This is a genomic window from Mesorhizobium sp. M8A.F.Ca.ET.165.01.1.1, from assembly GCF_004792065.1.
Classification (GTDB): Bacteria; Pseudomonadota; Alphaproteobacteria; order Rhizobiales; family Rhizobiaceae; genus Mesorhizobium.
On sequence record NZ_SRTH01000026.1, the window covers coordinates 15,368 to 41,177 of the forward strand.

General features: G+C 59.8%; 17 protein-coding genes and 1 pseudogene. 4 read left to right on the plus strand and 14 right to left on the minus strand.

Going from position 1 to position 25,810, the window contains the following annotated elements:
- The 12 genes from EN808_RS33340 to EN808_RS33395 all read right to left on the minus strand — a co-directional run.
- On the minus strand, positions 1–1,804 hold a 1,804-nt coding region (locus EN808_RS33340), incomplete at its 3' end, for a cadherin repeat domain-containing protein (RefSeq protein ID WP_189524227.1).
- A gap of 200 nt (positions 1,805–2,004) precedes the next feature.
- On the minus strand, positions 2,005–4,518 hold the full coding sequence (locus EN808_RS33345; RefSeq protein WP_245525180.1) for an RTX toxin: 2,514 nt from the start codon (positions 4,516–4,518) through the stop codon (positions 2,005–2,007).
- A gap of 162 nt (positions 4,519–4,680) precedes the next feature.
- Positions 4,681–6,186 carry a lipopolysaccharide biosynthesis protein gene (locus tag EN808_RS33350; RefSeq protein WP_245511849.1) on the minus strand — a complete coding sequence of 502 codons (1,506 nt, stop codon included), beginning with the start codon at positions 6,184–6,186 and terminating at the stop codon, positions 4,681–4,683.
- Positions 6,187–6,372: 186 nt separating this feature from the next.
- On the minus strand, positions 6,373–7,251 hold the full coding sequence (locus EN808_RS33355; RefSeq protein ID WP_127276022.1) for a sulfotransferase: 879 nt from the start codon (positions 7,249–7,251) through the stop codon (positions 6,373–6,375).
- A 68-nt stretch (positions 7,252–7,319) separates the two neighbouring features.
- Complete coding sequence (locus tag EN808_RS33360; RefSeq protein ID WP_135918083.1) at positions 7,320–8,636, minus strand: HlyD family type I secretion periplasmic adaptor subunit; 1,317 nt, start codon at positions 8,634–8,636, stop codon at positions 7,320–7,322.
- Positions 8,637–8,666: 30 nt separating this feature from the next.
- Positions 8,667–10,862 carry a type I secretion system permease/ATPase gene (locus tag EN808_RS33365; RefSeq protein ID WP_245464262.1) on the minus strand — a complete coding sequence of 732 codons (2,196 nt, stop codon included), beginning with the start codon at positions 10,860–10,862 and terminating at the stop codon, positions 8,667–8,669.
- Positions 10,863–10,991: 129 nt separating this feature from the next.
- Positions 10,992–12,344: a polysaccharide biosynthesis/export family protein gene (locus EN808_RS33370; RefSeq protein WP_245464263.1), complete on the minus strand. Its 1,353-nt coding sequence runs from the start codon at positions 12,342–12,344 to the stop codon at positions 10,992–10,994.
- Between the two features lie 125 nt (positions 12,345–12,469).
- Positions 12,470–13,690: a glycosyltransferase gene (locus tag EN808_RS33375; protein WP_127276024.1), complete on the minus strand. Its 1,221-nt coding sequence runs from the start codon at positions 13,688–13,690 to the stop codon at positions 12,470–12,472.
- 60 nt (positions 13,691–13,750) lie between these two features.
- Positions 13,751–14,194, minus strand: coding sequence for a GFA family protein (locus tag EN808_RS33380; RefSeq protein ID WP_127276025.1), 444 nt, complete (start codon positions 14,192–14,194; stop codon positions 13,751–13,753).
- A 259-nt stretch (positions 14,195–14,453) separates the two neighbouring features.
- Complete coding sequence (locus EN808_RS33385; protein ID WP_245511846.1) at positions 14,454–16,259, minus strand: hypothetical protein; 1,806 nt, start codon at positions 16,257–16,259, stop codon at positions 14,454–14,456.
- A gap of 196 nt (positions 16,260–16,455) precedes the next feature.
- Positions 16,456–17,010, minus strand: coding sequence for a transcription termination/antitermination NusG family protein (locus EN808_RS33390; RefSeq protein WP_135918084.1), 555 nt, complete (start codon positions 17,008–17,010; stop codon positions 16,456–16,458).
- A gap of 14 nt (positions 17,011–17,024) precedes the next feature.
- Entirely contained in the window at positions 17,025–19,121 is a 2,097-nt protein-coding gene (locus EN808_RS33395) for a polysaccharide biosynthesis tyrosine autokinase (protein ID WP_127276027.1), read from the minus strand.
- Between the two features lie 420 nt (positions 19,122–19,541).
- On the opposite strand from EN808_RS33395, the gene EN808_RS33400 reads away from it, so the two are divergent.
- The 4 genes and pseudogenes from EN808_RS33400 (at position 19,542) to EN808_RS33410 (ending at position 22,765) form a co-directional block, all read left to right on the plus strand.
- Positions 19,542–20,129, plus strand: a complete 588-nt coding sequence (locus EN808_RS33400) for a hypothetical protein (RefSeq protein WP_127276028.1) — start codon at positions 19,542–19,544, stop codon at positions 20,127–20,129.
- 407 nt (positions 20,130–20,536) lie between these two features.
- On the plus strand, positions 20,537–21,163 hold the full coding sequence (locus tag EN808_RS33405; protein ID WP_189522182.1) for a Crp/Fnr family transcriptional regulator: 627 nt from the start codon (positions 20,537–20,539) through the stop codon (positions 21,161–21,163).
- Positions 21,164–21,319: 156 nt separating this feature from the next.
- Positions 21,320–21,775: pseudogene (locus EN808_RS37405) on the plus strand (IS630 family transposase); the annotation flags it as partial.
- A 552-nt stretch (positions 21,776–22,327) separates the two neighbouring features.
- On the plus strand, positions 22,328–22,765 hold the full coding sequence (locus EN808_RS33410) for a hypothetical protein (protein ID WP_135867762.1): 438 nt from the start codon (positions 22,328–22,330) through the stop codon (positions 22,763–22,765).
- 258 nt (positions 22,766–23,023) lie between these two features.
- Here the strand turns inward: EN808_RS33410 and EN808_RS33415 are convergent, their stop codons facing one another.
- Both EN808_RS33415 and EN808_RS33420 read right to left on the minus strand, forming a co-directional pair.
- On the minus strand, positions 23,024–24,364 hold the full coding sequence (locus EN808_RS33415; protein ID WP_127276480.1) for a calcium-binding protein: 1,341 nt from the start codon (positions 24,362–24,364) through the stop codon (positions 23,024–23,026).
- A gap of 524 nt (positions 24,365–24,888) precedes the next feature.
- Positions 24,889–25,809 (minus strand): LysR substrate-binding domain-containing protein, encoded by a 921-nt coding sequence (locus EN808_RS33420; protein ID WP_135884072.1) that lies wholly within the window; start codon positions 25,807–25,809, stop codon positions 24,889–24,891.
- Position 25,810: the final 1 nt, after the last annotated feature.

The following is a 25,810-nucleotide window of genomic DNA, read 5'->3' on the forward strand; positions in this document are numbered from 1 at the left end:
GGATGGCGAAGCGCGTGTCATTGATGCTGTAGGTGACGGTCGAGCCCGCGTCGGGATCGGTGGCCGATGCTGTGATCCCGGTGGCTGCCCCCGCCGCGGCGAGTTCGGCGATCTGGTTGGTGGTGGGATCAGCGTCGGGCGGTGCGTTGAAGGCAACCGGCAACTGGCTGGCCGTGACGCCGATTGTAAAGGCGTGGGTATCGATGCTGCCGTCGGACGAGGTTGCCGTCACGTTGAAGTTGACTGAAGGCTCCGAGGACGCGTTAAGCGTGCCCGTGCCGGAGCGCGTGATGACGCCGGTGCTGGCGTTGATGGCAAAGCGCGAGTCGTCGATGCTGTAGGTGATCGTCGAGCCGGCATCGGGATCCGTCGCCGAGGCGGTGATCCCGACCGCCGTGCCGGCGGCGGCGCTCTGGGCGATCTGGTTGGCGGCGGCGTTAGCGTCGGCCGGGGTGTTGAAAGCGACCGGCTCCGGGCTGTTGAGCACGGCGAGGCTGAAGGCCTGGTTGGCGGTGCTGCCGTCGGAGGAGGTTGCCGTCACTGTCAGATTGATCGACGACTGGGTCTCGAAGTCGAGCGTGCCGGTGGCTGAGCGCGTGATGACGCCGCTGCTGGAATTGATGGCGAAGCGCGTGTCATTGATGCTGTAGGTGACGGTCGAGCCCGCGTCGGGATCGGTGGCCGATGCTGTGATCCCGGTGGCTGCCCCCGCCGCGGCGAGTTCGGCGATCTGGTTGGTGGTGGGATCGGCGTCGGGCGGTGCGTTGAAGGCTACCGGATTGCCGGATCCTGGCAGCAGATATTCGATGTGCAGCAGTGGCGCGCTGGCCGGATTGTATTCGTAGGAATCGGCCGTGCGCGTGCCAGTGCCGCTGACCAAAAATGCCATGTCGTTGAGCGCGGCCCAGCCCGAGCGGTTGACGATCTCCTGCACGATCGTCGAAAGGTCAGGCGTGCGCTCGGCCATGTCATGCTCGCCCACAATGGTCCACGGGTCCGGCGTCCAGGCCGTGGAGGCTGTCGTCCTCGGAAGCGCGGACACGTTGAAGCTGACGGCCGTAAAAGGGCTGGCGTCGTCAACATTATCGCCTTGAATGAGCAGCGACGCCGCGCCGGTCTTCACCTCATTGGCCTGGAACTGGATATAGGCGTTGGTGATGATCGCGCCCTTCGGGAGGTCGATGCTGGTGAAGCGGAGGCCGACCGTCTGGCGGGTGCTGCCGTCATAGCCCAGTTCCAGATCGCTGATGTTGCTCGAGATCGTACCGGAGCCCTTCTCCTCGACATCGTCGCCGGCGGTCGCCACCCTTGTCTCGAAGATCGGGTCGATCGCACTAGAGCTGGCGGCGAGAAAGCTGCTGCTGGTGGTGACACTAGCGCCGGTCGAGACCGTGCCGGCGTCAGCGATGGGGGTAGGGGCGGTGAAGGTGACGCCGCTGCCGGCATGGCCCGTTCCCGCAAACTGCCTGAGGCCGGTGTCTTTCGTCGCCACGCTGTCGAGAAAGGTGCTATCCGGATGGATGCCAAGCCCGGCTGCCGCGTCCGCCAGCCCGATCAACTCGCCACCGGTTGCCGTGATCGGGACGGCGCTTTGGCTGTCACTGTGTTTGCCGGTTTCGACGGCGAGGCTGACGCCATCGGATGCCCCGGAAGCCTGCGACACGCCGTCATCGCCATGCACGTGCTCCGCAACCGAGCCGTCATCGAGCGGTTGAAGGCCTTTGAGGAGGGGCGTCGAACCGAGCTCCGTCGCGAGCAGTCCGATTGCATTGCCGCTATCTGGAAGCCGATGTGGTTTGGACATCGCAGAACTCCTTTGCCGCCGTTTTCCGCACTTGGGCCTCGCTAGGCCCTGATATCGACGCCACGGCCAGGTCCGATCCGCGGCGATCGAGGACTCCGGCTGTCAGAGGCGTGTGTGGAGGCGATGTGCTTGCTGGGCATCCGGGCAGGCTGCAGTGAAATGGATCACGACAGGACCTTGAAGCAACGCGTCCTGCCGGATCAGGCGAGCAGCCAACCATTCAATTGGAATTCATAGATCTTGCCGTCATTTTCGGTTGGATATGGGTCATTATCCAGGCCCCGATCCACGATGTACAGGCTCATATGGTGGCTCGGATCGTCGCTGCTCGGCGCCAGCGCTATTCCCGATGGTTTGTGCGCGTGGGCTGCGGAGATATCGAGCGTGCCCAATAACTGCCCGGTACGCGTCACCATTGCTACCGACTTTGTCGACGTAATGATATAAAGGAGGTCGTTGACTTGGTCATACGCAATACTTTCGTCGCCAGGGTTCCCCAGCGCTTGCGCAGAAAAACTCGTCACGATGTCGTCGCCGCCCGTACTCGCGACGCCGTCGAATTTGCCGTTGGGACCCGGTGAGACGGCGTAAATCGTCTGGGTTGAGCCATCCGCGACATACAAGACTTTATGGTTCGGGTCATAGGCGACGCTCTCCGGATCCGAACTGCCGAACGCGGATGTCTTGAAAGAGGTCACCTTATCGTCGGACGTGTTGTAAAGCCCGTCTATACCGGGGTTGAGCTCGTACACGCTCTTCGGGGCAGTGTCGTCCGCGAAGAAGAGATGGTGGTTAGCAGGATTATAAGCCACCCCGGCCGGCTCATCGGAGAACTTGACGGTCGTGAGCGTGCCCGCAAGGGTGCCGTTCAAATTCATCTGGTAGAGATTCTTGCCAGTAAAAAGCGCAGGTATCTCCTCGACTTCGCTGTCGGCAACCAGCAACGTGCCGAGGTGAGAGATATAGACGATATCAGTCGGGTCGGGACTCGGCGGCGACCACTGCGAAGTCAGGATTGTGTGTGACAAGGTCACCGACGTCGGCAGCTGGTGGGCCGTGACGTTGACGTTGAAGGCATGGGTATCGATGCTGCCATCGGACGAGGTCGCCGTGACGGTGAGGGCGACCGACGGCTCGGACTGGGCGTTGAGCGTGCCGGTACTCGAGCGTGTGATGACGCCGGTGCTGGCGTTGATGGCAAAGCGCGAGTCGTCGATGCTGTAGGTGATCGTCGATCCGGCATCGGGATCCCTGGCCGAGGCGGTGATCCCGACCGCCGTGCCGGCGGCGGCGGTCTGGGCGATCTGGTTGGCGGCAGCGTTAGCGTCGGCCAGGGTGTTGAAAGCGACCGGCTCAGGGCTGTTGAGCACGGCGAGGCTGAAGGCCTGGTTGGCGGTGCTTCCGTCGGACGAGGTTGCCGTCACTGTCAGATTGATCGACGACTGGGTCTCGAAGTCGAGCGTGCCGGTGGCCGAGCGCGTGATGACGCCGCTGCTGGAATTGATGGCGAAGCGCGAGTCATTGATGCTGTAGGTGACCGTCGAGCCGGCATCGGGATCGGTGGCCGATGCTGTGATCCCGGTGGGTGCGCCTGCCGCGGCAAGCTCGGCGATCTTGTTGGCGGCAGTGTTGGCATCCGGCGGGGTGTTGAAAGCTACTGGATTGCCGGATCCTGGCAGCAGATATTCGATGTGCAGCAGTGGCGCGGTGGCCGGATTGTATTCGTAGGAATCGGCCGTGCGCGTGCCAGTGCCGCTGACCAAAAATGCCATGTCGTTGAGCGCGGCCCAGCCCGAGCGGTTGACGATCTCCTGCACGATCGCCGAAAGGTCAGGCGTGCGCTCGGCAGCGCCATGCTCGCCCACAATGGTCCACGGGTCCGGCGTCCATGCCGTGGAGGCTGTCGTCCTCGGAAGCGCGGACACGTTGAAGCTGACGGCCGTAAAAGGGCTGGCGTCGTCAACATTATCGCCTTGAATGAGCAGCGACGCCGCGCCGGACTTCACCTCATTGGCCTGGAACTGGATATAGGCGCTGGTGATGATCGCGCCCTTCGGCAGATCGATGCTGGTGAAGCGGAGGCCGACCGTCTGGCGGGTGCTGCCGTCATAGCCCAGTTCCAGATCGTCGACATTGCCCGATATCGTACCGGAGCCCTTCTCCTCGACATCGTCGCCCGCGGTCGCCACCCTTGTCTCGAAGATTGGGTCGATCGCACTGGAGCTGGCGGCGAGGAAGCTGCTGCTGGTTGTGACCGCTGCGCGCGTCGAGACCGTGCCGATGTCGGCAACTGCCTCAGGGGTGGTGGCGATGTAGGTGACATGGCTGTCGGCATGGCCCATTTCCGCATCGTGCCACAAGTCGAGAAAGCTGCTGTCGGGATGAATGCCAAGTCCGGCTGCCGTCTCGGTGAGGCCGGTCAGTTTCAATCCGCCATCGCCCCCCAAAGTCGGCGTGACCCCATCTGCGGTGCTAAGATCCAGCTTGTTCGCGGCCGGATCCAAGCTGGTAGTGTGACTACCATTGCCGGTTTCGGCAGCCAGCCCGTCGCCGATATTGGAGAGCACCCGAGCCGTTTCGTTGCCGATCGCTCTTCCGCTCGGCTGGGTCCAATTGTCGTCGGTCAGCCAGTCGCCATTGATGCCGGAGTCAGTGCCGGATTCCGTCATCAAGAGCTTCGCGTCATTCCAGGGAAGCCCAGCGAGTTTTACCACGTCGAATCTCCTCTGCACATTTCTCGATTAAATCGGAATCTCGACGTGCCCGACCCGAGGGCTGTTGCGACCCCAGATCGAGCATGGCGATGGGTAACGTTGGACATGAAAGCCGTCGCCCGAAATCCATGGCCGTGCGGTCAAGCGTTGAATTCTACGGGATCAGTCAGTTACCTTCCTCATCCTTGGCCAGGCGGGCGCAACGGCCGCGAGCAAGCGCAGCAGTGATAGCCCGTCCCGCCCAAGGAACAGCGACGGCAGGATCCAGCACAGCAGCAAGCCCCCGGCAGATGCCAGCAATGCCGTATCGATAAGCAGGGGAAGGGGAGATAGACGGAACTCGCGTAGCCATTCCACGAGCCCCCATACGCCGGTTCCGACCACGCCCGCGAGTGCCAGACCGGGTACGTGGGCCATAAGGAAGTCTCCCCAGGTCATGCCGGTCACGCGAAGGCTCAACTGTGCCATCAGGAAGAAGTTGATCCCGAAAGCCGCGCCGACGCCGAACGCCACGCCTTCTATGCCCCAGAGTTGCCCTATGAGGGAGCCGGCGAAGACGCCGATGGTGAAAACCGCCTGACGCCAGGCGCGCGCGTAGACAGTCCCTGTTGCGCGCGAGACGGAATCGCTCAGCTTGTAGCTCGTGCGGAACAGCATGCTGAACGCCAGGATCTGGAGCGGGGCGACGACCGCTACCCATCCCCGCCCGAGAATGACGGCAACCAACTCCGGCGCGACGATGGCCACGACCACACTGGCCGGCAGGACAAGCAGGGCGCACCCCGCGACTGCGCTGCGATAGGCACGAGCAAGCCGCGCGGGCTGCTCCTGGACCAGCGCCATGGTTGGGAACAGCACCCGATCAAGAACCTGACCGACGATGACCGCGGGCGTCGTCATCAACTGTGACGACAGGCCGTACAGGCCAAGCGCATCAGCGCCGAGCCAGCGGCCCACGACAAGCCTGTCCGCCTGGGTGGCGAGGTAATTGAAGACCCGGGCGATGGTAAAACCGCTTCCGAAATAGAGCAGTTCGACGATGGCGCGCCGCTCCAGCAAAGGCCGCATCGGATGCGGCTGGCCGGCGAGCAGCACGACCATGCGGATGAATTGCTGGATCAGGAGCGCGCCGACAAGCGCCCAGATGCCCAAGCCGAGCCATGCCAGAATCGGACCGGCAACGACGTAACCCAAGGCAAAGGCGCTGGCGTCGACCAACGCCAGCCAGCGGAACCGCAGCGCGCGCTGGGCCGCGGCCAATGCCACCATGGAAGCGCCTTGGAAAAGGAACACGAAGCAGATGGCACGAACGACCGGAGCCAGATCGGCGAGGCGAAGCAGCCCGGCAATTGCCGGTGCCATCGCCCAGACCAACGCGGACACAGCGAGGCCGAGGAGGCATGACAAGGTGAAGCCGACCCGAAGATGTCGCTCGTCCAGCACCGGTCGCTGGACGATCGCGGGGGTAATGCCAAGTCCCTGGAAGATCGCCGAAAACTTGATGACGATCAGCGCTGCGGAGTAGAGGCCGAACTCATTGGGCGAGAGCAGCCGAGCCAGGATGAGAAGGGCGACAAGCTCCGCAACCGCAAGGGCACCCATGGACAGGGACGTCCAGAACATGCCCACGACACTTTGTTTTGCTAGCCCGCGCTGGTTGTTGCTCACGCCTCTCTCCAATCGCCTCGGCCGACCCAAACAGGCGGCCACTGCGTCCTTGCCGGATCCGCCGAGTGACACGATTACGTTGGATGATGCGCAGCCACGCGCCCGCGCCTGCACGAAGTTATGATCGCATGGGTCATGAAGGTTCCTCCGCTGCGGTGCTGTCCGCCCGCGCCCAGCGCGCCTTACCTATCGAAGAAGCGAGGGGATTTCGTAGCGATAGAACTCCATCTCGTCCCGGACCTCCGGTATGATCGCCGTTAGATCCTTCCTTTCGAGACGGAGCCACTTCTGCTGGCGGCCTGGATCGATCATCTCCTTGGCCGTTCGCACGATATCGTCGGTGCAGTTCAGCCCGCAATGTTCAAAGATGCGGCGCAAAACCAACTCGGGATCCTGTATCAAATCCTCGTAGCGAAAAGACAGCACGCGGCCGTCGCCCAGCTTGGCGAGATCTTCTCGGGCCTTTCGATTGCCGCGCGCCCACTGGCGCGCGATCACCGTCAATTTCTCATTCTCCTTCAAATCTCGCTCTATCCCGTTGTAACGCGGCCCATAGATCGATGTGTATTTTCTTCCCAATACCCTTTTCGCGATCACCTGTTTTATAATATCTTTTGCATAATAGTGAACTTGCGTTACCGGAGTGATCTTCAAAAGGCGTATTAATCCTTTGAGAGATTTTGCTCTCTGCCACTTAAGCTCCATCGAGCTTATGTACGAAAATGGATTTCTCGTAATATAGAGAAATATGGCCTCCGGAAAAATCTCGTGGACAAACGGCACGCGCAAGACATTGGCAGGCGTGTTTTCCATGATCTGTCGGCCTCCGTGCCGCGACTGATATTCGAGGAACCTGCCGCGAATGTAACGTGCGACCCTTTTGGTCGCATCGGTTTCGCCAAATTCATCATGACGCCGCGCAGGATCGGCATATAGCCACAATGTTTTTGGCTCGTACCAGGTAACGATGTCGGGATGCAGCCCAATCAATTTTTGTGCAATTGTGGTCCCCGACCGATAGTTGCCGATCAGAAAAATCGGAGGTTTCAGCTCTGTTGCTGCCATGACAAGTCTCCGTCGCTAAAAGGTTAGCCGGGGTCGCGCCGATCCGCGCGACAAGCGTCGCCGCGCGGCTATTGGTCTCTGAACGCACGCATCATCTGGTCCGTCAAAGGCTTCATCAGGTAGGAGAGCATCTTGCGGTCACCAGTCCGTATGAACGCTTCCACCGGCATGCCGGGAATGAGCGAGGCAGGGCCAAGTTTCGTCAAATCCTTCGGGTCCGGGGTGATGCGGACTACGTAGTAGACTTCATTGGTGTGCTGATCGCGCGTTACGTCGGCCGCAATCATGGACACCACGCCTTCCGTTTCGGGCGTAGTGCGGACGTTGAAGGCGGTGAAGCGAAGAAGTGCGCGTTGGCCGACCAAGATCTGATCGATGTCCTGCGGAGCGGCCTTCACCTCGACCGTGAGAGTGTCGGTGTCGGGAACGATCAGCATTATCGGCTCGCCCGCACTGATCACGCCGCCCACGGTATGGATTGAAGATTGATGGACCGTGCCGCTGGAGGGAGCGCGAATATCGATGCGTGACAGCTGGTCCTCGGCGGTGACTTTTCGTTCCTCGAATTCGGCGATCTTGGCGTCGACATCGCGCAGTTCGCTGCCAGTCTCGCTGGAGAACTCCTTGTCCAGCTGAAGGATCTGGAGCTCAACTTCGGCGATGGCGCCTTTTGCCTGCGCCATGCTTGACACAAGCTGAGACCTTTCACCCTCGATGCGTGTTGCCTCGCGTTCATATTCCGTCAGCTTCGACTTGAGTGTGAGCTTCTTGTCGACAAGGCTGCGGATATCGACGAGTTCATCGTTGATCAACTCGATCTCCTTGCTCTTTGCCGATTCCTGAGCCGAGTAACCTTCGATCTGCTTTCCGAACTGCTCGATGCGTTCGCGCAAGCGCGCCTTGTTGCCAAAAACCTCGGTTCGACGAAGTTCGAAAAGTCGTTGTTCGCTAGCCACGGTGCTGGCAATCTCCGGGTTGTTCATTCGCGTGGCAAGCATCGGAGCAAGTGTCATCCGCCCGCTGCCGTCACGCTCCGCCTCGAGCCGGGACTTTCGCGCGTAGAGCTCATCCAGATTCTTTGTCACGTAAGCCAGGCTGGCACGCGGGATAGTGTCGCTAAGCTGGACCAAGATATCCCCGGCCCGGACACGGTCGCCATCGCGTACGAGAATCTTGCCCACCACGCCACCCGTCGGGTGTTGCACCTTCTTTTCGCTGTTCTCGACGACCACCCAGCCATGCGAAATGATGGCTCCCGAAATGTCCGCTGTCCCGGCCCAGACTCCCATTCCGCCGAGGAGCAGTGCGACGACAGTCATCCCACCGAGCAGATTGCGGCGAATGGATCGCCGGTTTGAAAGCGATCGGTTCAAGACAGGAGCCATGATTGCCTGTTTCCCATGTGCCGCAAGTCGTCAATTCGGCAGTCGAGGCGAGGTTGAAACCGGCTGCAGGTCCGCTGTATTGGCCTGTGACATCGGAAAGAGCTTGGACAGAACGGACTGCTTCGTTCCAAACATGTGCATCCGCCCTTCCTTCATCATCAGCACGAAATCCACAGTGGTGAGAATGTTCGGACGGTGCGCGACGATCGCCACGATGCCGCGGCGCGCCTTGATTGCGAGGATCGCCTCGGCGAGCGCCCTTTCGCCTTCCATGTCGAGATTGGAGTTGGGCTCGTCGAGGACGACCATGAACGGATTTCCATAGAGTGCCCGTGCCAAGGCAACGCGCTGGCGCTGCCCGGCTGAGAGCGCGGTCCCGCCCTCTCCGATCTGAGTCTCGTAGCCATTCGGAAAACCGATGATTAGCTCATGGACGCCCGCCGCGCGGGCGGCGGCGACAATGGCCCGCGGGTCCGATCCAGGATCGAAGCGGGCGATGTTGGCGGCAACCGTTCCCGCGAACAGTTCGACGTCCTGCGGAAGGTAACCTATGTGGCGGCCAAGACGCTCCGACGACCACTGATCGAGCGCGGCACCATCAAGCTTGATACGCCCCGCTAGCGGTCGCCATGCGCCGACCAGCCCACGAGCCAGGCTGGATTTGCCGGAGCCACTTGGTCCGATGATGCCAAGCACCGAGCCCGCGTCCAGGCTGAAGTCCACGCCTCGCACGATGACCCGTTGCACGCCTGGTGCACCGATCGTGATGTTCTCAATCGTCAAGTTCGAACCGGGCACCGGAAGTGCCATCGGCTGAGCGTCTTGCGGCAATCGGGCGAGCAACTGGCTCAGCCTGCTCCAGCTCTGGCGTGCGGCCACGAAGCTGCGCCAATGGGCGATGGCAAGATCGACAGGCGCAAGCGCACGGCCCGCGAGGATGGAGCCGGCGATGATGATCCCGGACGTCGCCTCGCCTTGGATCACCAGCCAGGCCCCTATACCAAGCATTGCCGACTGGAGCATCAGCCGCAAGGCGCGGGCGAAGCTGCCGAAGCCGCCTACGATATCGCTGACATGCTGCTGTTGCGTGAGATATTCGCGGCTCGCCTCCCGCCAATGGTCGTGTAGGCGGCTGCCCATTCCCATTGCCGCGAGAACCTCCGCGTTGCGGCGACTGGCTTCGGCTAAGCCGTTGCGCTTCACGCCCGTCGAAACCGCGGCGCCCATTGGTTTGCGCGTGAAGACCTCGGTCGCCGCCGTCAGCGCCACCAACACGATTGCACCGCAAATCGCCGCAATTCCGAGGGTCGGATGAAGGCTCCATATGATTGCCAGATAAAAGGGCATCCACGGAAAGTCGAAGAGTGTGCTTGGCCCCGGGCTCGACAGAAACACGCGGATGTTGTCGAGATCGCGTTGCGGCTGCAGCCCATCGCCCTGGTGGCCGATGTACAAGGGCAGCCTCGACACGGCTGTGAATACGCGCCCCCCGACCGTTTCGTCCAGTTCTCCACCGATCCTGGTCATGATGCGGCTGCGCACGAGATCGATGACCGCCTGCCCGACAAACAGAACGCCGGCCAATATCGCCATGGCTACCAGAGTCGGAACGCTGCGGCTTGGCAGTACGCGATCGTAGACCTGCAACATGAACATCGCTCCGGTCAGCATGAGGATGTTGCTCACGCCGCTAAAAACCGCGACTCCCGCGAATGCTGCCTTGCAGGAACGCAACGCACAGGCCAGTTCCGAACCGGGCGCCGGCTGGATGTCTCTTGCCGAGGGGCTGGCGCCGGCGTTCGTGGACGCGCTTGGCAAGCCGCCCCTTCGCCTTGCCTTGCGGGCGGCTGCGAGCAGCAGCAAGCCCACCGCCGCGAACGCCAGCCAAACCGGAAGAGCGTCTGGACCAGCCAGCAAGACCAGTGGATCGGAGAAGTATCCCCGGTCCACCACGAAATCGGTCCACGGTCGCGGCAGCCAGTTGCGGCCGAGGTCAACGTGGCGCCGCAGAAATGCAGCTCCCGCAAGCGCAAGAGCGAGGAGGAGCAGGATTGCACCTGGAATGCGCGATCGGATGATGGCGCGGTGGCGCGGGGCGTAACGCACCGTCGTCTTGCGGCGCGCCGTTGCACGGAGGAGATTGAGCCGCCTCTGCTCCGCTTTGGCGTGGGAATTCGCCCGGCGGAAGCGATTTCCCACCACTGTCAGTGCTGGCCCAAGGCTCATGTCAAACCCCTGAGGTGCCAAGGTCGGACTATCTCAGGCCGTTCAAGGCACAACGAACCCAAGAGCGTTGCGAAGCAACGATCGCGGCCCTGAAGCAAAGCTTTGCTCGAGGAAGTGGGCATATTCGTGCTATTGGCCGACAATGCTTGGCTGGAGGCCCTCCGCATTTGGGCTCCCCATTGTTCCGGAAGTGTCCGGCGCGTAGAACCCTTTGTTGGCCGCGATCGAAACCTCGATGACATCGCCAGCTAGAACTTCCGTATTTTCATTGGCGATGATGTCGTGGGCGACTTTCCGGTCGCGCCTGAAGATCGAGATCTTCACGGAGCCTTGCAAGTCGTCGAAGGTCCGCTGTTCGCCATATGTAAATATAAAGAGAAGCTTGTCGGCGACATACCTTATTTGGCTTTGAATTTTCCCCAGCTCGACCTGCGTGTCTTGGGTCTGCGAGATCAAGTCCATTTCATAACTCTGCTTCTTTTTTCGAAGCTCGCTTTCAGCGGTCAGCATCGCCTGCTGCGCCTGCTCCTGCTGCAGCTCGGTCTGCGAAAGTTCGGCGCGATAGCTGGTATGTGCTCGTTCGGCCGTCATGACATTCGAATTGGTGACCAGGCCTTTTTCCCGCAATGACCGGGCAGACTGCAGTTCCTCGAGTTGAATGTCCGCGGTCTTTTCTCGTTCCTTTCGAGTGGCAGCGACCATATCCGCTTCCTTCCTGGCCCGCTCCAACGAGACATCAAGGTAGGAAATGTCGTCCCGATATGCGGCGAGGCGGGCGTCCAACTGCGCCTGTTCAGACGCTACGATGTCGTCAATCAAGTGTCCGCCAAACTCGACAGGCGGATCGGGCGGAGCAACGAAAGATTTGTCCTGGCGGCTTTCCGCCTGGAGCCGGGCGAGCCGAACCTTTAGGCGATATTCCTCGATCGCCAGACCTGCCCGCGCGCTGCGCAGATCAGCTATTTGCAAGGCCGGCTCCGTGTTTCCCACGGCGGTAGCCCGAAAGCCACCTGCTATAGCCAGTGCATGACGAACCGTTATTCCGGGTTGAAACGGGTACGATCCGGGATGAGCCACCGTTCCGGAAATAAAGAATGGCCGGTACTGACCGATCTCCACTTTCACGAAAGGATCGAGGATGAGCTTCTGCTCCTGAAATGCACGCTGAATGGCCTTCGAAAGGACAACGCTGGTGAGGCCGCGCGCCTGAACATCGCCCAACATGGGAAGCGATATCGAACCGCGATCATCGACCACGACTTCCAGCGGATAGGATGGCTCGCCAATCACGGATACACGCAGGACGTCACCGGTGTCGAACGTATAGCCGTCCGCACGGGATGCATCTGCGGTGAGCAGAACAATGGCAATGGCCAGACCGCCAATCATTGCGAGCGTGCGGCTGGCCGGAAAAAGCCGTCGGACCCAATCCTCCATTAGCGAAGGCCCGGAAGGAAAGTGCTGGTCTGCACGCAAACGCATCGTCGTACTCCGTTGTCTTGCCTGCGGTCAGGACCAATCGACATTCGTCGGACGGAGCGTGACAGCAAGGTAGGGTTCGAGCAGTAAGCCTTGAAAATCCGGACTCCGTCGAAGGAGAAAAGGGATCAAAATCCGGGCAGTCCTAAAGGTTGCTTGGCGAGGCCGTCGCGAATTCGCGGGTCGTTTGGCCTTCCTGCTGAAAGGGTTGACTCGAGAGCGGATTGATAGATCAGCTCGACCCTATCGCACATTGTATCCAACCCCCAGGATGCCAGGTCGGTGAGTTTCGCGCTCTCAGCCAATCGAGCGCGGTAGTGTTCATTTTGGAGAAGGTCGGCGATCGCCGCCGCCGCGGCGCCAACGTCTTCTGCCGGCGTCACAATTCCATTCACGCCATGCTTTACAACCTCTTCCACTCCCGGCAGATGCGAGACCACACTGGCTCGACCGCCCGCCAGGTACTGCATCATGACGCGAGGCAGTCCTTCTCGCATCGAGGTCAGCACACACACGTCCGCCAGACTGATCAGTCGCTCGGGCTCGCTATGGTAGCCGATCATGCGAACGTTGTTTGCGTACGGGGATCGTGCAATCGCCGACTCAATAGCGGATCGCGCCGGCCCCTCGCCGGCCAAGAGCAGCCGCACGTTCGGAACTCGGTCGACGACCTGCCCAAATGCTTCAATGAACTCTATATGGCGTTTTCGCGGTTCCAGCGCGGCCAGCATCAGGATCACCGGTGGCTTAGGCTCTCCGACAGCCGTCCCCAGGAGCAGATGCGATTGCTGTGGCCATTGCGCGTTCGCGAAGCGCTTCAGATCGAAGCCGGAGTGGACGACGTGGTGCTGATCGGCGCTACCCAAATGATTGGCGATGCAAATGTCACGCATAGCCTGGCTGACATCGATGAAAGCCTGTGTACACTTCGCGGCCAAGCGTTCGGCAGCCAGGTACATCAGCCTCTGCGCATTGCCCACATGCACGAAGGGCAAAATGTGCACGCCATGTATGATGCAGGGGATATTGGCTTCCCTTGCAGCGAGGCGGCCGACGATGCCGGCCTTGCTTTGATGGGTGTGCACGATGTCAGGCCGCCAGTCGCGCATAAGGCGCGTGAGTTGGCCAAATGCAGAAATGTCACGGGATGGCGAAATCGAGTTGATGAGCCGCTCAAGAGTCTCAACCCGAACGGCTTCGGCAACTGACATCCGCAAATTCGGATCGTACTCCTCGCCGTGAACCAAACGCACTTCGTGGCCGTGCCGCGCCTGAGCGAGACAGCAGGCCAATGTGTTCTCTTCGGAACCTCCCCGAAGAAGTCGGGTGAGCACATGGAGGATTTTCATTTGCCAATACCTTAGGGGACATGAAATCCAGGGCGGCGCATTCGAGCGCAAAATCGAATTTCACGCGGCCGCATCGACGTCCGACAGCGACCGCGGCGCCGGCACTTCTGCGCTGTTCGCCGCTGGCCGGTCATGCTTGAACTGTTCGGCGCCGGGCAAGGCATGGAGCCAGGTCTCGCGTCTTGAGGTCCACAATTCATATTCGGGCACGAGATCGGTCGGCACGACGTCGAGGCTGCCGATCATCACCTCAGCCTCATTGTCGTCGACCCGGGCGACGCGGCCGCCGCAGGTCTGGCAGAAGCTGCGCGTGCCGTAGGAGCTGACGAGGCCCGTCTTTTCGAAGGCCTCGCGCGGCCAGATGGCAAATGCCGAATAGGTCGAGCCGCCGGCCTTGCGGCAATCCTTGCAATGGCAAAGACCAATGCGGAGCGGCGGACCGCGGACCGAGAACTGCACGCCGCCGCACAGGCAACTGCCGGTCCTGCGTATGGTTTCGGACATGGCAACCTCCGTCATTGCGTGCTGTTGTGGGCCGGATGGGACAGGTGCTCGCCCCGAAACGGAGCCATATTCACTCGTTCAAGTCAGAGCCCCGTGCCGATCGTGGGATGAAACAGGCTCTATCGGCGCGCCGCTATCGAGCGCGAGCGTTCGGCGGCTTTCCCACGCCTCGCAGGGAACACCTGTCGTTTCGCGATGGCGGAAGGCCGCGCATCGGGGTCTGTTTGGATACTGGCCGATGAGCTGCCCGCCCTGCCTCTCACAAAGACAGCCAGATATGCCTGAACAGTTCCCGTCCGACCGCCTCGATGCCAGCGCTTGCGTCAACGGTTCGGATGTTCTTATCCTTGGCTCGCAACTCCGCCATCAGCGATAGCCGCGCGTCGAAGGCTTCTTTCCTGATTTCTCCCGGCTTTCGCTGCTCGGAGACGGCAAAATCTGAAACCAGGTGCAAAGTGAGGTGTGGCCGGCATTGTGCCATCTTTTGATAGAGCCTTTGCTCGAGGCGAGCGAGAACTGACAGGCCTGGGACGGAGAAGAGGTGCGGTGGGATGGTCGGCCCGTCCAGATATCCGGTACACAGCGCCTGCGGCCACCTGTCACAAATGACGATCAGGCCGCGCGTAGCCCATCGATGCGCACGTTTCACGACAGCGTATCGCTCAAACGCGATCAAAACTGCCCAGAATGCCAGCGCGGTAGCGGCGAGTCCTCCCTTCGACCAATTTCGGCTGACGGAGCTGTTGCCACCATCGTGCTGGGCCAACGACTTTAGGCGGCGTCTGTAGGGAAAAACCAGAGTCTGCAACGCCTTGCGGAGCCACCACCCATTGCCGTCTCCGATTCCGACATAGGCTTGCGCACACCCGAATTTCCATCGAAATATCCGTGTCAGCCGATCAGCTTGAGTGCTCTTTCCCATGCCATCAGGACCGACGAGCGCCACTACAAAGCCACCAGCCGCAGGCCGTCTCTTTGGTGGGAATGTGCCGGGCATCAGGCGCTGAAGGGCCCTCAACGCCAGATATGAGGTCTTGCGGGCCAGGTGAACAACGGCATCGGCGATCCCGTAACCTCCTGCAAAACCGCAGGCTTCACGGATTGAACGCCGGAGCCTGGCAAGATCCCTGCGGTTTGCCATCAAACCGTCGACGCTTTGCAGAAACCTGCAGCTCGTCAATCTGCTGCCGCCAAGCGTGTATTCCGCGACATCCAGGCCTTGCTGGCCTGACGGCAGTGGCGGGCGCGCAAACTGGTCCCTCCAATCACCACCAACGGTGATCCACTGTCGCCAAGGCAATGCCCAGGTCCGGAAGGCGAAGCGGGCAATGGCTATTCGAATCTCGTCCTCGGGGGAGACGACCGGAATAGACACCCCATCCACACAAATTGACTCCCATCGTGTAATCGCCGCATAGTCGAATACCGGATATCGCTTGCGGAATTCCCAGCCGACACGGATCCCGATATGCATGTCGAGATGGAGATAGCGGCCATTTGGAAAGTCAGGCAGGAACCAGTCCTCCCGGCCGGCACAGACATTGTCGTAGCAAGACAGGCTGACGCCGCGACGACCGTGCAGCTTGCTCACGATCGAACAGAAGACCGGGTAGTCGTGCTTGTCCAAAAGGAGATCCAGATCGTCGCGGCCCGCAAGTCCGCTTTGCAGGGACGCGAGATCCTGAATTATTCCGTACTTCAGGCCGCTCTCATTGAATGCTCGAAACAGTTCGCTGGCGATCGGTAGGGCCGGAACTGTTTCGAGGGGCAGCAAGGCGGCGCTTGCGTCGGTTTGAGAAACACCGACATCTGCTTTGTTGATCGACGGGCTCGCCCCAACCGCCCTGGCTGGCGCTGGAACGTTCACCCCGGGCGTCAACGCTTCGACCACCATGCTTGCCTTGGCTTTTGGAACCCAGCGCCGATATTGTTGCGGCTGCAGGCCGTCCCTAGGCTCTCCAGGATCCGCCGGACAGTAGCTTCCGGGTTTGGATTTACGTGAAGGTTGCAAGGGGTTCCCCTGGTTGATCGCGTCGAGCGTCATTCGCTCATCGTCGCCGGTCATCGTATCGGCAGCCTATTGGCCCTGATTTCGTTGAGACGCAGCCCCCGATGTTTTCGATGCCGGGCTGCAGCCTCGGACGTCGCCTTGCAAGCTGCCGCATCGAGGGTGAATTGGGTGGCCAACTCATCCTTCCTTCGCCGGATAGTTTCGGCATCGTCCGAGCAAAAAATATTATACGAGAAATAACGGATAGAATTCAGGATATAATCGAAAGTTTATCTCGGTCGATCGTGACTTGAATAGAACGGTTCATTATATCAAGAAGAATTTTTACCGCTCCAGCACTTCCGACATGATCAAGAACGCCAAGCTGTTCCGAAAACGGCCCGTCTATGACTCTAATTCTTTGACCTGGCCTCAATAAGATATCGGGGTGCAAAATTCCGTCCTCGTCGGTTGCGGCTATCAAGGACTCGATCACACCGTATGGTGCCGGGACCGGCATTCCTTTGCTCATGACAAGTTTTCGCACGCCGACGGTTGAGTTGATCGGGTACCAACTCTGCTGAGCAGCCAGCGAGACGAACAGATAGCAGTCGAAATACGCACTTGCGACGTTTCTGACAATGCGAGCGTGGCGAACGGTTCGCCTTCGCTTGGGCAGGTATGTTCGGAAGTTCTGCGATAGCAGGTGCCGCTCCGCCAAGCTCTCGGAATGTTGGTGCGTCTGGATCACGTACCAACGCGTAAGGTCCCCGCCGTAAGTTTTTCCTACCGGGAAGCGATCCTGGTATAATTCAGCGTGCTGCATGGCGAAATATTTCTCTAGTTGAGATAGTAACTGTCAGAAACACTACTTTCGATGGACGTGTAGCGGCCATATTTTGGCAACTTTGGTTCGTCCACCATTGTCAAGGCGATGCCGGCAATCTTCGACCGACCGCCAAGGTGGCGAATCCCTTCTGCAACGGCCTCGCGCGAAGTTTCGCGCCACTTCACGACAAAGAGGACCTTGTCGACATACCGCGCCAGGATCGTGGCGTCGGCCGCGGCTCCAACAGGTGGTGCGTCAATGATCACCGTGTCGAACTTTCCGCGAAGCTCTTCGAAAACCGAGCGCATCCGCGCCGAAGCAAGAAGGGCAGGCGGGTTCCGGGTCCTTGCGCCGGCAGGGAGTAGGGATATCCCCGAGCGTTCGTCCCGATGAATTGCGTTTGCTGCCTTCACCGGCAATGTCAGAAGGTCGACCAGCCCGACCTTGTCCACCATGCCGAAGAAGGCCGTGGTGGCCGAAAGCCGCAAGTCCGCATCGACGACCAGAACCCGTTCGCCGTCGGCCGCTGCGGAGCAGGCCAAGCTCAATACCAAGGTTGTCTTTCCTTCGCCGGGCATCGCCGATGTCACCAGCATAAGGCGCGGCAAGCGGGCCTGTTCGGGCGTCGCATCGATGCCCAGGCGGAGCCGCCGCACGGCTTCGCTAAACCTGGATAGTGGTCTGCGCTCGAGATAGGCCACAGGTTGGGCTTGGGAATGGGCGTCTCTCGACCAGCCCGCCATCCGTGGGATGGATGCAAGAACCGGAACGGACAGCTCTTCCTCTATCTGCTTCTTTGCCATGAAGCCGGAAGCGAAAAGTTCACGAAGAACGGCCCCTGCCCCCCCGACGAAGAAGCCGAGCACAAGTCCCAACGCCGCGAATAGAGGCCTGTTCGGAAAGCTTGGCGAACCCGGAACAACCGCATCGGTTATCACGCGTACGCCGCTGTTCAGCAGGGTAGACTTCTCCTCGGTGAGCTTGGCGCGTGAAAGGAATGTCTCAAACAGCTCCTTGTTCGCGGCGGCAATCCTTTCCAGGTCGCGCAACTGCACGCCAACCTGACCTTCGACTTCGGATCGGTTGGATACCGAATTCAAGGCTCGGCTGAGAGAAGCTTCCCGGGCCTCGGCAGCGTCCACTTCATTCTTCAGATTGCCGATGAGACGCTGGACTTCGGCGGTAATCTGCCCCTCGATGTCGCGGCGCTCGGCTTGCGCCGCCAGGACATCCGGATGCCGATCGCCGTATTTCAATTTGAGGTCGGCTTCCCGCCGTGTCACTCCAGCGATCTGGGCCCGAAGCGCGCTGATAACTACGGACTGCAAGACGTCCGGCATCGACTGGATGTCGCCTCCGCTGGTCAGCAATTTGTCAACTTGTTGATATTGCGCCCGTTTCTCCGACAATTCGGCGCGTGCAGTAATTAATGCGACATTCAATTCAGACAGCTGCTGGTCAGTCAAACTGCCTGCTGGCGTCGCCAATAGATTGTGATCGATCCGAAACTTCTGGACGGCTTGTTCCGAAAGGCTCAATTCCGCTCGCAGAGATGTGGCCCGCTCACTGAGCCATGTGGACGCTTTCTTGGCCCCTTCGTAGCGGGACCTTACTCGATCAGCGAGGTAGGCCTGGGAGATTGCGTTCGCCAGCGATGCTGCTTTCCCCGGGTCATAGGCGGTCACCGAGATCTCGATAACATCCGCCAATCCAACGCGCGAAACTCCAAGGGCGTTCTGTAGCCATATTAATGCCCCCGGTCCGATCTTTGGGTCTTCCGTCAGCTTTTCACTGTCGACCACCTTCTGAAGGAGCGAGGTGGATCTCAGGACCGCAATCTGACTTTCGATAAATGTTGAATTGTCGGCAAAATCAGAATTCGAATAATCCTGCGGAGTCATATAGTCTATCGGGGCGTCAAGTAACACTTGTGCGACGCCCGTGTAGGATGGTGGAAGGAGATAGGCGGCGGCGACAAATGCGGCGAAGGTGAGCGCAGCAATGCTGCACACCAGCTTCCAGCGGCGGAGAAAGAAATCAAGAATCTCCCGCACGTCGAGCGGCAGTAATTCTCTGGTCATGGTCGGACTGTCAATTGAACTTGCCATTTCCGAATCCTTGCAATCAACAGCACAACTCCCGCCCCTCCAGCGTCGGCTGAATTTGCTTCACTTCAAAGTAGTTCGGGCAGTTGCGTGTAAGCGCTCAGAGCGCGTGAAATGTAAGGGTTCGCGTCCCGCCATCCGGCATGTGCAGTCGCTCTCTTCCCGCCCACCGAGCGATCGCGTCGCCGGTCAGTTGGAACATAACAGCTTCGCGGATATCCCCGCCATTACCATTATTGAGTAGTAAATCGGCTAAAGGTTGATCTGGTCTACCCGACAAGCCTTCCAGACCTTTAGGATGTCGCCGGGACCATAGATCGCGCTTCCGCAAGGTCTAAGGCGCCGCAGCGTCCAGGGCGCGCAGGAGAGCCTGCACTTCCTGACGACAACAAAGCAGCCGGCCGTGTCTTGCTTGAGGTTGATATGGATATTCTCAGCGAAATCGTTCCGGGGTTTTTAGATTGGGTGATCAACAGACCGGCGGCCATTCTTATGCTGTCCGCAACCTGGCCTTTGATGCTTCCTATGAAGAAAGACAGGTTGCTGGGCTACGGGGCTCCTGCCGTTTTTATTGGGGCTGGTACTTTAATTGTGTTCGGCATCGAAACTCCCGTAGGAGCAGTCATTGTCGTACTTGCCTACAGTTTGCTGGTTTCAGTCGCCCTGTTTTCCACCCGCAGGCGTCTTAGCCAAATCGAGGATCGTCTTGCATCGGTCATATCCGCAATCGATGACCTGGAAGTTGCCGAGGAAAGACGGCAGACTTACAATGCCAGGCGTCCCTCGCGGCTTTACCCGCGCCGAAAACCGGCAGCCAGCACAATGGAGCAAGTCGTTACAGCAGGTGCAACGGAGAGTCCCGGAAGCACGGCGCAGGCGATCCCCAGTCCGCCTTGGCAAGAGTTGCAACCGCCCGATCCGCCAGTGGGATCCGCGCTTCCGGCATCAACGCGACCAGCAGGACCCGACGTGCTTTCTGAAGGGCATCGAACGCGGCTGCTTTCAAGTTGAGCAGCTCTGCTTGGCGAGGGTTTTCAACCAAAGAAGGGACGTGAAAGTAGCCGTGATGGTCCGCCGGGGCGCAGCAGCCAAAGGACAAGTTCGACTGCCGGCGTTGAATGCCGGCAGGCCACGGGAACTTGCTGAAGCCCATCCAGTAAAGTGGGCTGAGAACCTTCTGCATGGTGCAAGTACCCCCAAGGTGGTAGGGTAGCATCCCATGGCGGTAGGCCGCGACGCCATTTGGATGAAAAGATAGGCGGAACGTTTGTGTAATTAATGGGTTGAAGCTGCAGATTGATCGGAGGGACGATCGCGGAGTGGGGTAGTCAAGACAAATGGGCTTATCAAAGCAGGCTCTTGAATTGGAGAGGCGACCCGCGCTTGCCGACGCGAGTTGGGAAAGGACAATCTCAGTATTGCCGGGGGCTTTGCGCCGCCTCTATCCGGCGAACACCACGATTGCACGCGAGCATCAGGCCAAATCCTCCATCCTGGTTATGACTGCGGGTTGGGCGGCATTCGGCAAAACGTTGCGGAATGGCTCGCGTCTCATCGTTGATTTCGCGCTTCCGCACGAAATTGCCTTGATCGAGTTCTCCGGCGAAGGGGGCGAGACGGCAACTGCGCTCTCCGATGTAACCGCGATCGAGCTGACCGGTCCTGTCCATACTTGTTTTTCGCGCTACCCGCAGTCCATTTGCGAGGCTATCCTGCTGGCTGAGGTAAGGCGGTACGCAAGGGTTGCGGAACATCTGGCAGGAGTCAGCAGACGGGGACCTGTCGAACGCACGGCGCATCTTCTTCTCGAACTGGGCTGCCGGGCACATCGATCGCCAACGAGTTATCCGGACCGCTTTGAATGCCCGCTGACCCAAGCCGAGATGGCCGACGCGTTGGGGCTTTCGGCTGTGCATGTAAGTCGCGTGTTGAAGGATTTGCGGGAAAGTGGACTGGCTTCATTCCGCAATGGTGTGGTCGAGTTGCATGACCACGCGGAACTTATAAAAACGGCCGGATTTGATCGGTCTTACATTTCGAGCTGACATCAAGCTTAGTTCTGGTCTCAACCGCAACTGGCGCTTCCTCGCGGGTATGTGCTTCGGTGCCCCGGACTCTCTTGCTAGAGCGGGATGGAGTCGCGAGATTCGCAAATCACCTTTGCTCTGATTCAACATTCATACTGGAGGAGGCCAGTCGGGATGGCAGGATATTCGATGGATTTTCGCGGGCGGGTTGTTGCCGCGGTCAAGATGGAAGGGCTGTCGCGGCGCCGCGACGGCGCGCTTTAGCGTCAGCTACAGCGGGGCCATAGCGTGGCTAATAGCGTGTCGAAGAGACTGGCAGTGCGGCGCCTCGCCAGGTCCGCGGCTACAAACCGAAGAAACTCTCGGGAGTGTGGCCCAACAGCTTGATCGAGCGCTTTCACGACCGGGCTTCACCTTGCGCGGCCTTGTGGCCGAGCTGGTCTGAAGGTCGACTACCGATTGGTATGGGAGTTCGTGCATGCCGAGAAGCTCACTCACAAAAAAGACGCTGATCGCCAACGGACAGGATCGCCCCGATGTCGCACGACGGCGGCTGCAGTGGATGAAATATCGGGGCCGGATCGATCCACGCGACGGGTCTTCATTGATGAGACCTGGACCAAGACCAACAGTCGCCGCTCAGGGGCTGGGCGCTGGCGGCCCAGCGCATCGAGGCCAAAGCGAACGTCGCCGCTAACCAAAGCGTAGGCAAAATGGCCGGTGCGGCGGGCAGCCCTCCGGGGACGTGAGGACCGCACCGGCCACTGCGGCGGGCTTAAGTACGCACCCGCACCGGTCAATTTACAGGGGACATTAGGTAATGCGCAATTAATCCTATCGGTGGTGCCAGTGTAGCGCCGATGTCAGGATTGTTCGGTCGTTGGCCGGTAAGGGAAAAATGCGCTCTTAAGCAACGGCTGTCACTTGAAGTTGGTTTTCGTCTTCCGCTTCGCCGATACCTTCTTGATTTAACCGGCCTTGCTGGCGAGACCACTTTGTCTTTGCTATCGCCGGTTCGTGGCGGCTTTTGGCGAGCCGGAGCTTTTCGAGAACCAGATCGTCCTGATGTTACTCGCTATCTAGTTCTTTTGCCTTCTAAGTTCATCCAAGTAGTGGAATGGACCGAACGTCATAGGAGGTTGTAGCGTTCTTTTTTTGGACGCGATGGCTCGGGGATGTCGTATGACGATATTATTAGAAATCAAAGATTTATTGGAGGTCACGGCGTACCGGCTAACCATCAGGACGCTCGACCACGCCTATAACATCGACCTGACAAATGCTTGCACGCCTGCGGAGCGGGAAAAGGCCGAGTACCGACATTATTGGGAAACGTTATTATATTATGAACAGATTGCGGAGATAAAAACCCGGCGACTGATCCGGAAGGCGGAGCGTCTTAATCTCCCGGTTGGCTACGCGGACGACAACAGTCCAATGTGGAGAAAATCGTCTCAGCTTGACAGCTGGATACTGACGCCACTTGGTTGCTCTGAAGTCCAAAATATGATCCGTCAAGAATGCAAAGACCGCCGAGAGCGCGCCACGACCTGGACAAGCGTGATCATCGGCCCACTCGGCCGGCTAGTATCTGGTTGGCTGGTTGCGCGCGAGCACTAGTCGCGCACGCTTCTTAGCCGACGTCCACCCTCGGTCCGGATAATCGCCTTCGGTTGCGAATTGGAACTCGCCAGGTCTCCCCTTTGGGAGCGCCTGGTCGAAGTCTATCCCAAGCCGATTTCCAAAGAGTCGTAACCTCTGTGCAGAGCTACTAGATCGGCGCTATCCGTCGCTATTTTTGATCGCTGTTAGTGGCAACTGGAACACCAGCGGTAACGCGCTCGCGCTTCGTAGTGCCATGTGCGATCGCATGGGCGATCAAATGATGTACACGTCATGATAGGTCAGGGCCGCCCCGGCTTGTAGGTGGGCGATTTCCACCTGAGGGGCCGATCTCGAGCCATCGGGGTCATAGTACAGGATGCCCGTGGTCCGGTCGTAGAGCAGGTAGTCGTTATGGCTGGTGGCGTGTTCGCGCAACTCGAAATACGACGAGTTCACCTGCGTCGGGCTGGACAAGGAACCGGGGCCGAGGCTGGTGAAGACGGCATTGTCGAGATAGAGCGCGTCGTCCGCTGCGTGGAAGTCCGGGAGCCTATCGACATTGCCAGGGCCATAGGCCGTGTCAAACACGAAGGTGTCCTTGCCGGCGCCTCCGTGGAGCACGTCGTTGCCACCTCGGCCCCACAGTATGTCGTTACCAGCCAGGGCATCATAGTTATCGGCCGCGCCAGTGCCGACAAAAGTGTCGTTCCCGGTAGTTCCCTTGGTCGGGTCGGTCGGCGGTGTCGGTGGCTGGTCGATCCCGTCATGGGCCGCATGCCAGACCGCCTTGGCATTGGCCCAGTAATCGCGGGCCGCCTGGCCTTGAAGGACCGTCCAGCCGGCGGGCGGCATTGGATAATCGGACGGCAGCGGCGTGTCAGAGAGGTTGAGGTAGTAATTGCCGTGCGACTCGACCGTCTTGTCCCAGGCGTGCTGCAGCCGCCCCATGCCGTTGTGGTGCACGTCGGTGATCGCCACCACGCAGTCGATGAAGTGCAGGCTTGGCGAGATATCGTTAGCGCCTGTGCCGTTGTCGAGTTTGAACGGCGAGCCGTGGGTCATCTCGCCTTTGCGAAGGTATTCTTTCATGCCCAGAAGCATGCCATCCATGATGACCGTGTTGTTATGCCCATTCACTTCACCGTCACCAAGGCTCACTCCGGAAAACACGTTGTCAAACAGGGAATCCTTGATCGTGCCACTGATGACGTCATCGTCCTCGACCGCGTCGTCTCGGGAGTAGCCGACATAGCTGTCCTCGATGACGAAGTGGCCAGTGCCGCCGACACGAATGCCATCCCAGGGCTGGGTAACCGTCCAATCGTCGATGACAAAGTTGTGGGCTGAATTTATACGGACTGCGGCGGAGTTGACGTAAATGTTCTCCCAGTCGCCGGTTTGGGAGACGGTGCCGTTGATCGTGCCGCCAAAAACCAGGAGGTTGTCGCCGGGGTCGACGATCGAGAAGGGATAGCGGTTGATGGGGCTTCCCTGATTGGCGACGATCCACGAGGCGTCGGTGGCATCGATAGTGGTGTCGGCGGGCAGGCCGGATGCCTTATACTGGGTGTAGCCATAATCGCCGCTTAAGACAATGGTACTTGCCTGGGCCATGGTTGGCCACCTTTCACACCCCCGCCCTTTCCGCCAAGTGCCTGAAGCCGGAAAGGCCTCCATTCATCAGAACGCCCGTCAGCGGTATCGTGCAAATCACAAAATGTAACAGGTCCCCCACGGTTGGCTCGTGCCGGAGAGGCGTCTGAAACCCGCCCCGGTCACGTTGCTCGAATGGTTGCGCTACAACGTCGAGTAGGCGACGGCTTGCCCCAGCGAAAGGCTAACACTGGTGACATCCCAGTTGTCACGCGATCGCGGAAGCCAACCGGCCATGCCAGCAGACTGTTAGGCCCGCGGCACCTGCATCAGGATGACGGTCCCGACGAAAGCAGAGTAGAGGGCTAGGTTCAATCAACCAGCGGGTGGTTCTGCTCGTCGTCGCCCGGCTCGGGCTGGCGTGATTGAGGATCGATCGCCCGAGCGCATCTCGATCACGCGATACCGCCTGCAGTCCGGCATGTCAGCGATCAATGACCTAATAGGGACAAAGACAATCGAGTGGGAGTGAACAGTTGAGGACATCAGCTAGCCATTAAAGCTGCGCCCATCCGCTTGGAATTCGACACGATCCACGCGCGCAGTTCCGGGCCGAAGGGCTTTTCCAGAGCTGCACGGTCCCAGGCAAGGAAATAGGCCTGAGACAATTTGAGCCGTTGATTGAAAGGTACGATGAGGCGGCCGGATGCGATATCCTCGGCGGCCATTGATAGCTGCGCCAGCACAACGCCTCTTCCATTCGTCGCGGCATCGATAGCGGCGCTCGACAAGGAGAAGGCGACTTCACCTGAAGCCTTTTGGTACATCGCTCCGATGCTTGCTGCCCATTCCGTCCAACTGGGCGGTGAGCGGTGGTCGCGAGCCCATTCGATGCTGAGGAGTGGCAGGTCGAGAATGTCGGCGGGTTTGCGCACCGGGTGCCTTGCCAGCAGCGCCGGTGAGCATGCCGGCACCACCCAATCCGTGAACAGTTCGATATAGTGGTTGAAATCGCGATACTTCTCGCCGTACGAAATGCGGAAGTCGACCCCTTCAGTATCCAATCGGGGTTCCGTCTCCGCGCCGACCAGACGTACCGTCGCGCCCGGGTGTGCAATCTGCCAATCCAGCAATTGCGGGCCGATCCATTTGCTGGCCAGCGATGGCAGGCAGGAGATTGTCAGCGTGTTCGCGGACTGGGCGCGATCGATGATGTCTTGAGCCGCACGAATCTGGTCGAATCCGAGGGAAACCGCCGCGTGATACACACGCCCCAGCGCTGTGAGGGCGACGCTTCTGCCGCGCCGTTCCAGCAGCCTGACCTCGAGGGCCTCTTCCGCTTTGCGTATCTGCTGGCTGACCGCGCCAACGGAGACGCCAAGCTCGGTCGCGGCCGCCGTCATACTGCCGCGTCTGCCGAAGGCCTCGAAGGCCTGTATCGCACGCAGCGGCGGCGTCTTGTTCACC

Bases quoted from the DNA above. Each gene is read 5' to 3' on its own strand.
- EN808_RS33355 (WP_127276022.1), bottom strand. From the start codon at position 7,251: ATGGCAGCAACAGAGCTGAAACCTCCGATTTTTCTGATCGGCAACTAT.
- EN808_RS33360 (WP_135918083.1), bottom strand. From the start codon at position 8,636: ATGGCTCCTGTCTTGAACCGATCGCTTTCAAACCGGCGATCCATTCGC.
- EN808_RS33365 (WP_245464262.1), bottom strand. From the start codon at position 10,862: ATGAGCCTTGGGCCAGCACTGACAGTGGTGGGAAATCGCTTCCGCCGG.
- EN808_RS33370 (WP_245464263.1), bottom strand. From the start codon at position 12,344: ATGCGTTTGCGTGCAGACCAGCACTTTCCTTCCGGGCCTTCGCTAATG.
- EN808_RS33375 (WP_127276024.1), bottom strand. From the start codon at position 13,690: ATGAAAATCCTCCATGTGCTCACCCGACTTCTTCGGGGAGGTTCCGAA.
- EN808_RS33380 (WP_127276025.1), bottom strand. From the start codon at position 14,194: ATGTCCGAAACCATACGCAGGACCGGCAGTTGCCTGTGCGGCGGCGTG.
- EN808_RS33385 (WP_245511846.1), bottom strand. From the start codon at position 16,259: ATGACCGGCGACGATGAGCGAATGACGCTCGACGCGATCAACCAGGGG.
- EN808_RS33390 (WP_135918084.1), bottom strand. From the start codon at position 17,010: ATGCAGCACGCTGAATTATACCAGGATCGCTTCCCGGTAGGAAAAACT.
- EN808_RS33395 (WP_127276027.1), bottom strand. From the start codon at position 19,121: ATGGCAAGTTCAATTGACAGTCCGACCATGACCAGAGAATTACTGCCG.
- EN808_RS33400 (WP_127276028.1), top strand. From the start codon at position 19,542: ATGGATATTCTCAGCGAAATCGTTCCGGGGTTTTTAGATTGGGTGATC.
- EN808_RS33410 (WP_135867762.1), top strand. From the start codon at position 22,328: ATGACGATATTATTAGAAATCAAAGATTTATTGGAGGTCACGGCGTAC.
- EN808_RS33415 (WP_127276480.1), bottom strand. From the start codon at position 24,364: ATGGCCCAGGCAAGTACCATTGTCTTAAGCGGCGATTATGGCTACACC.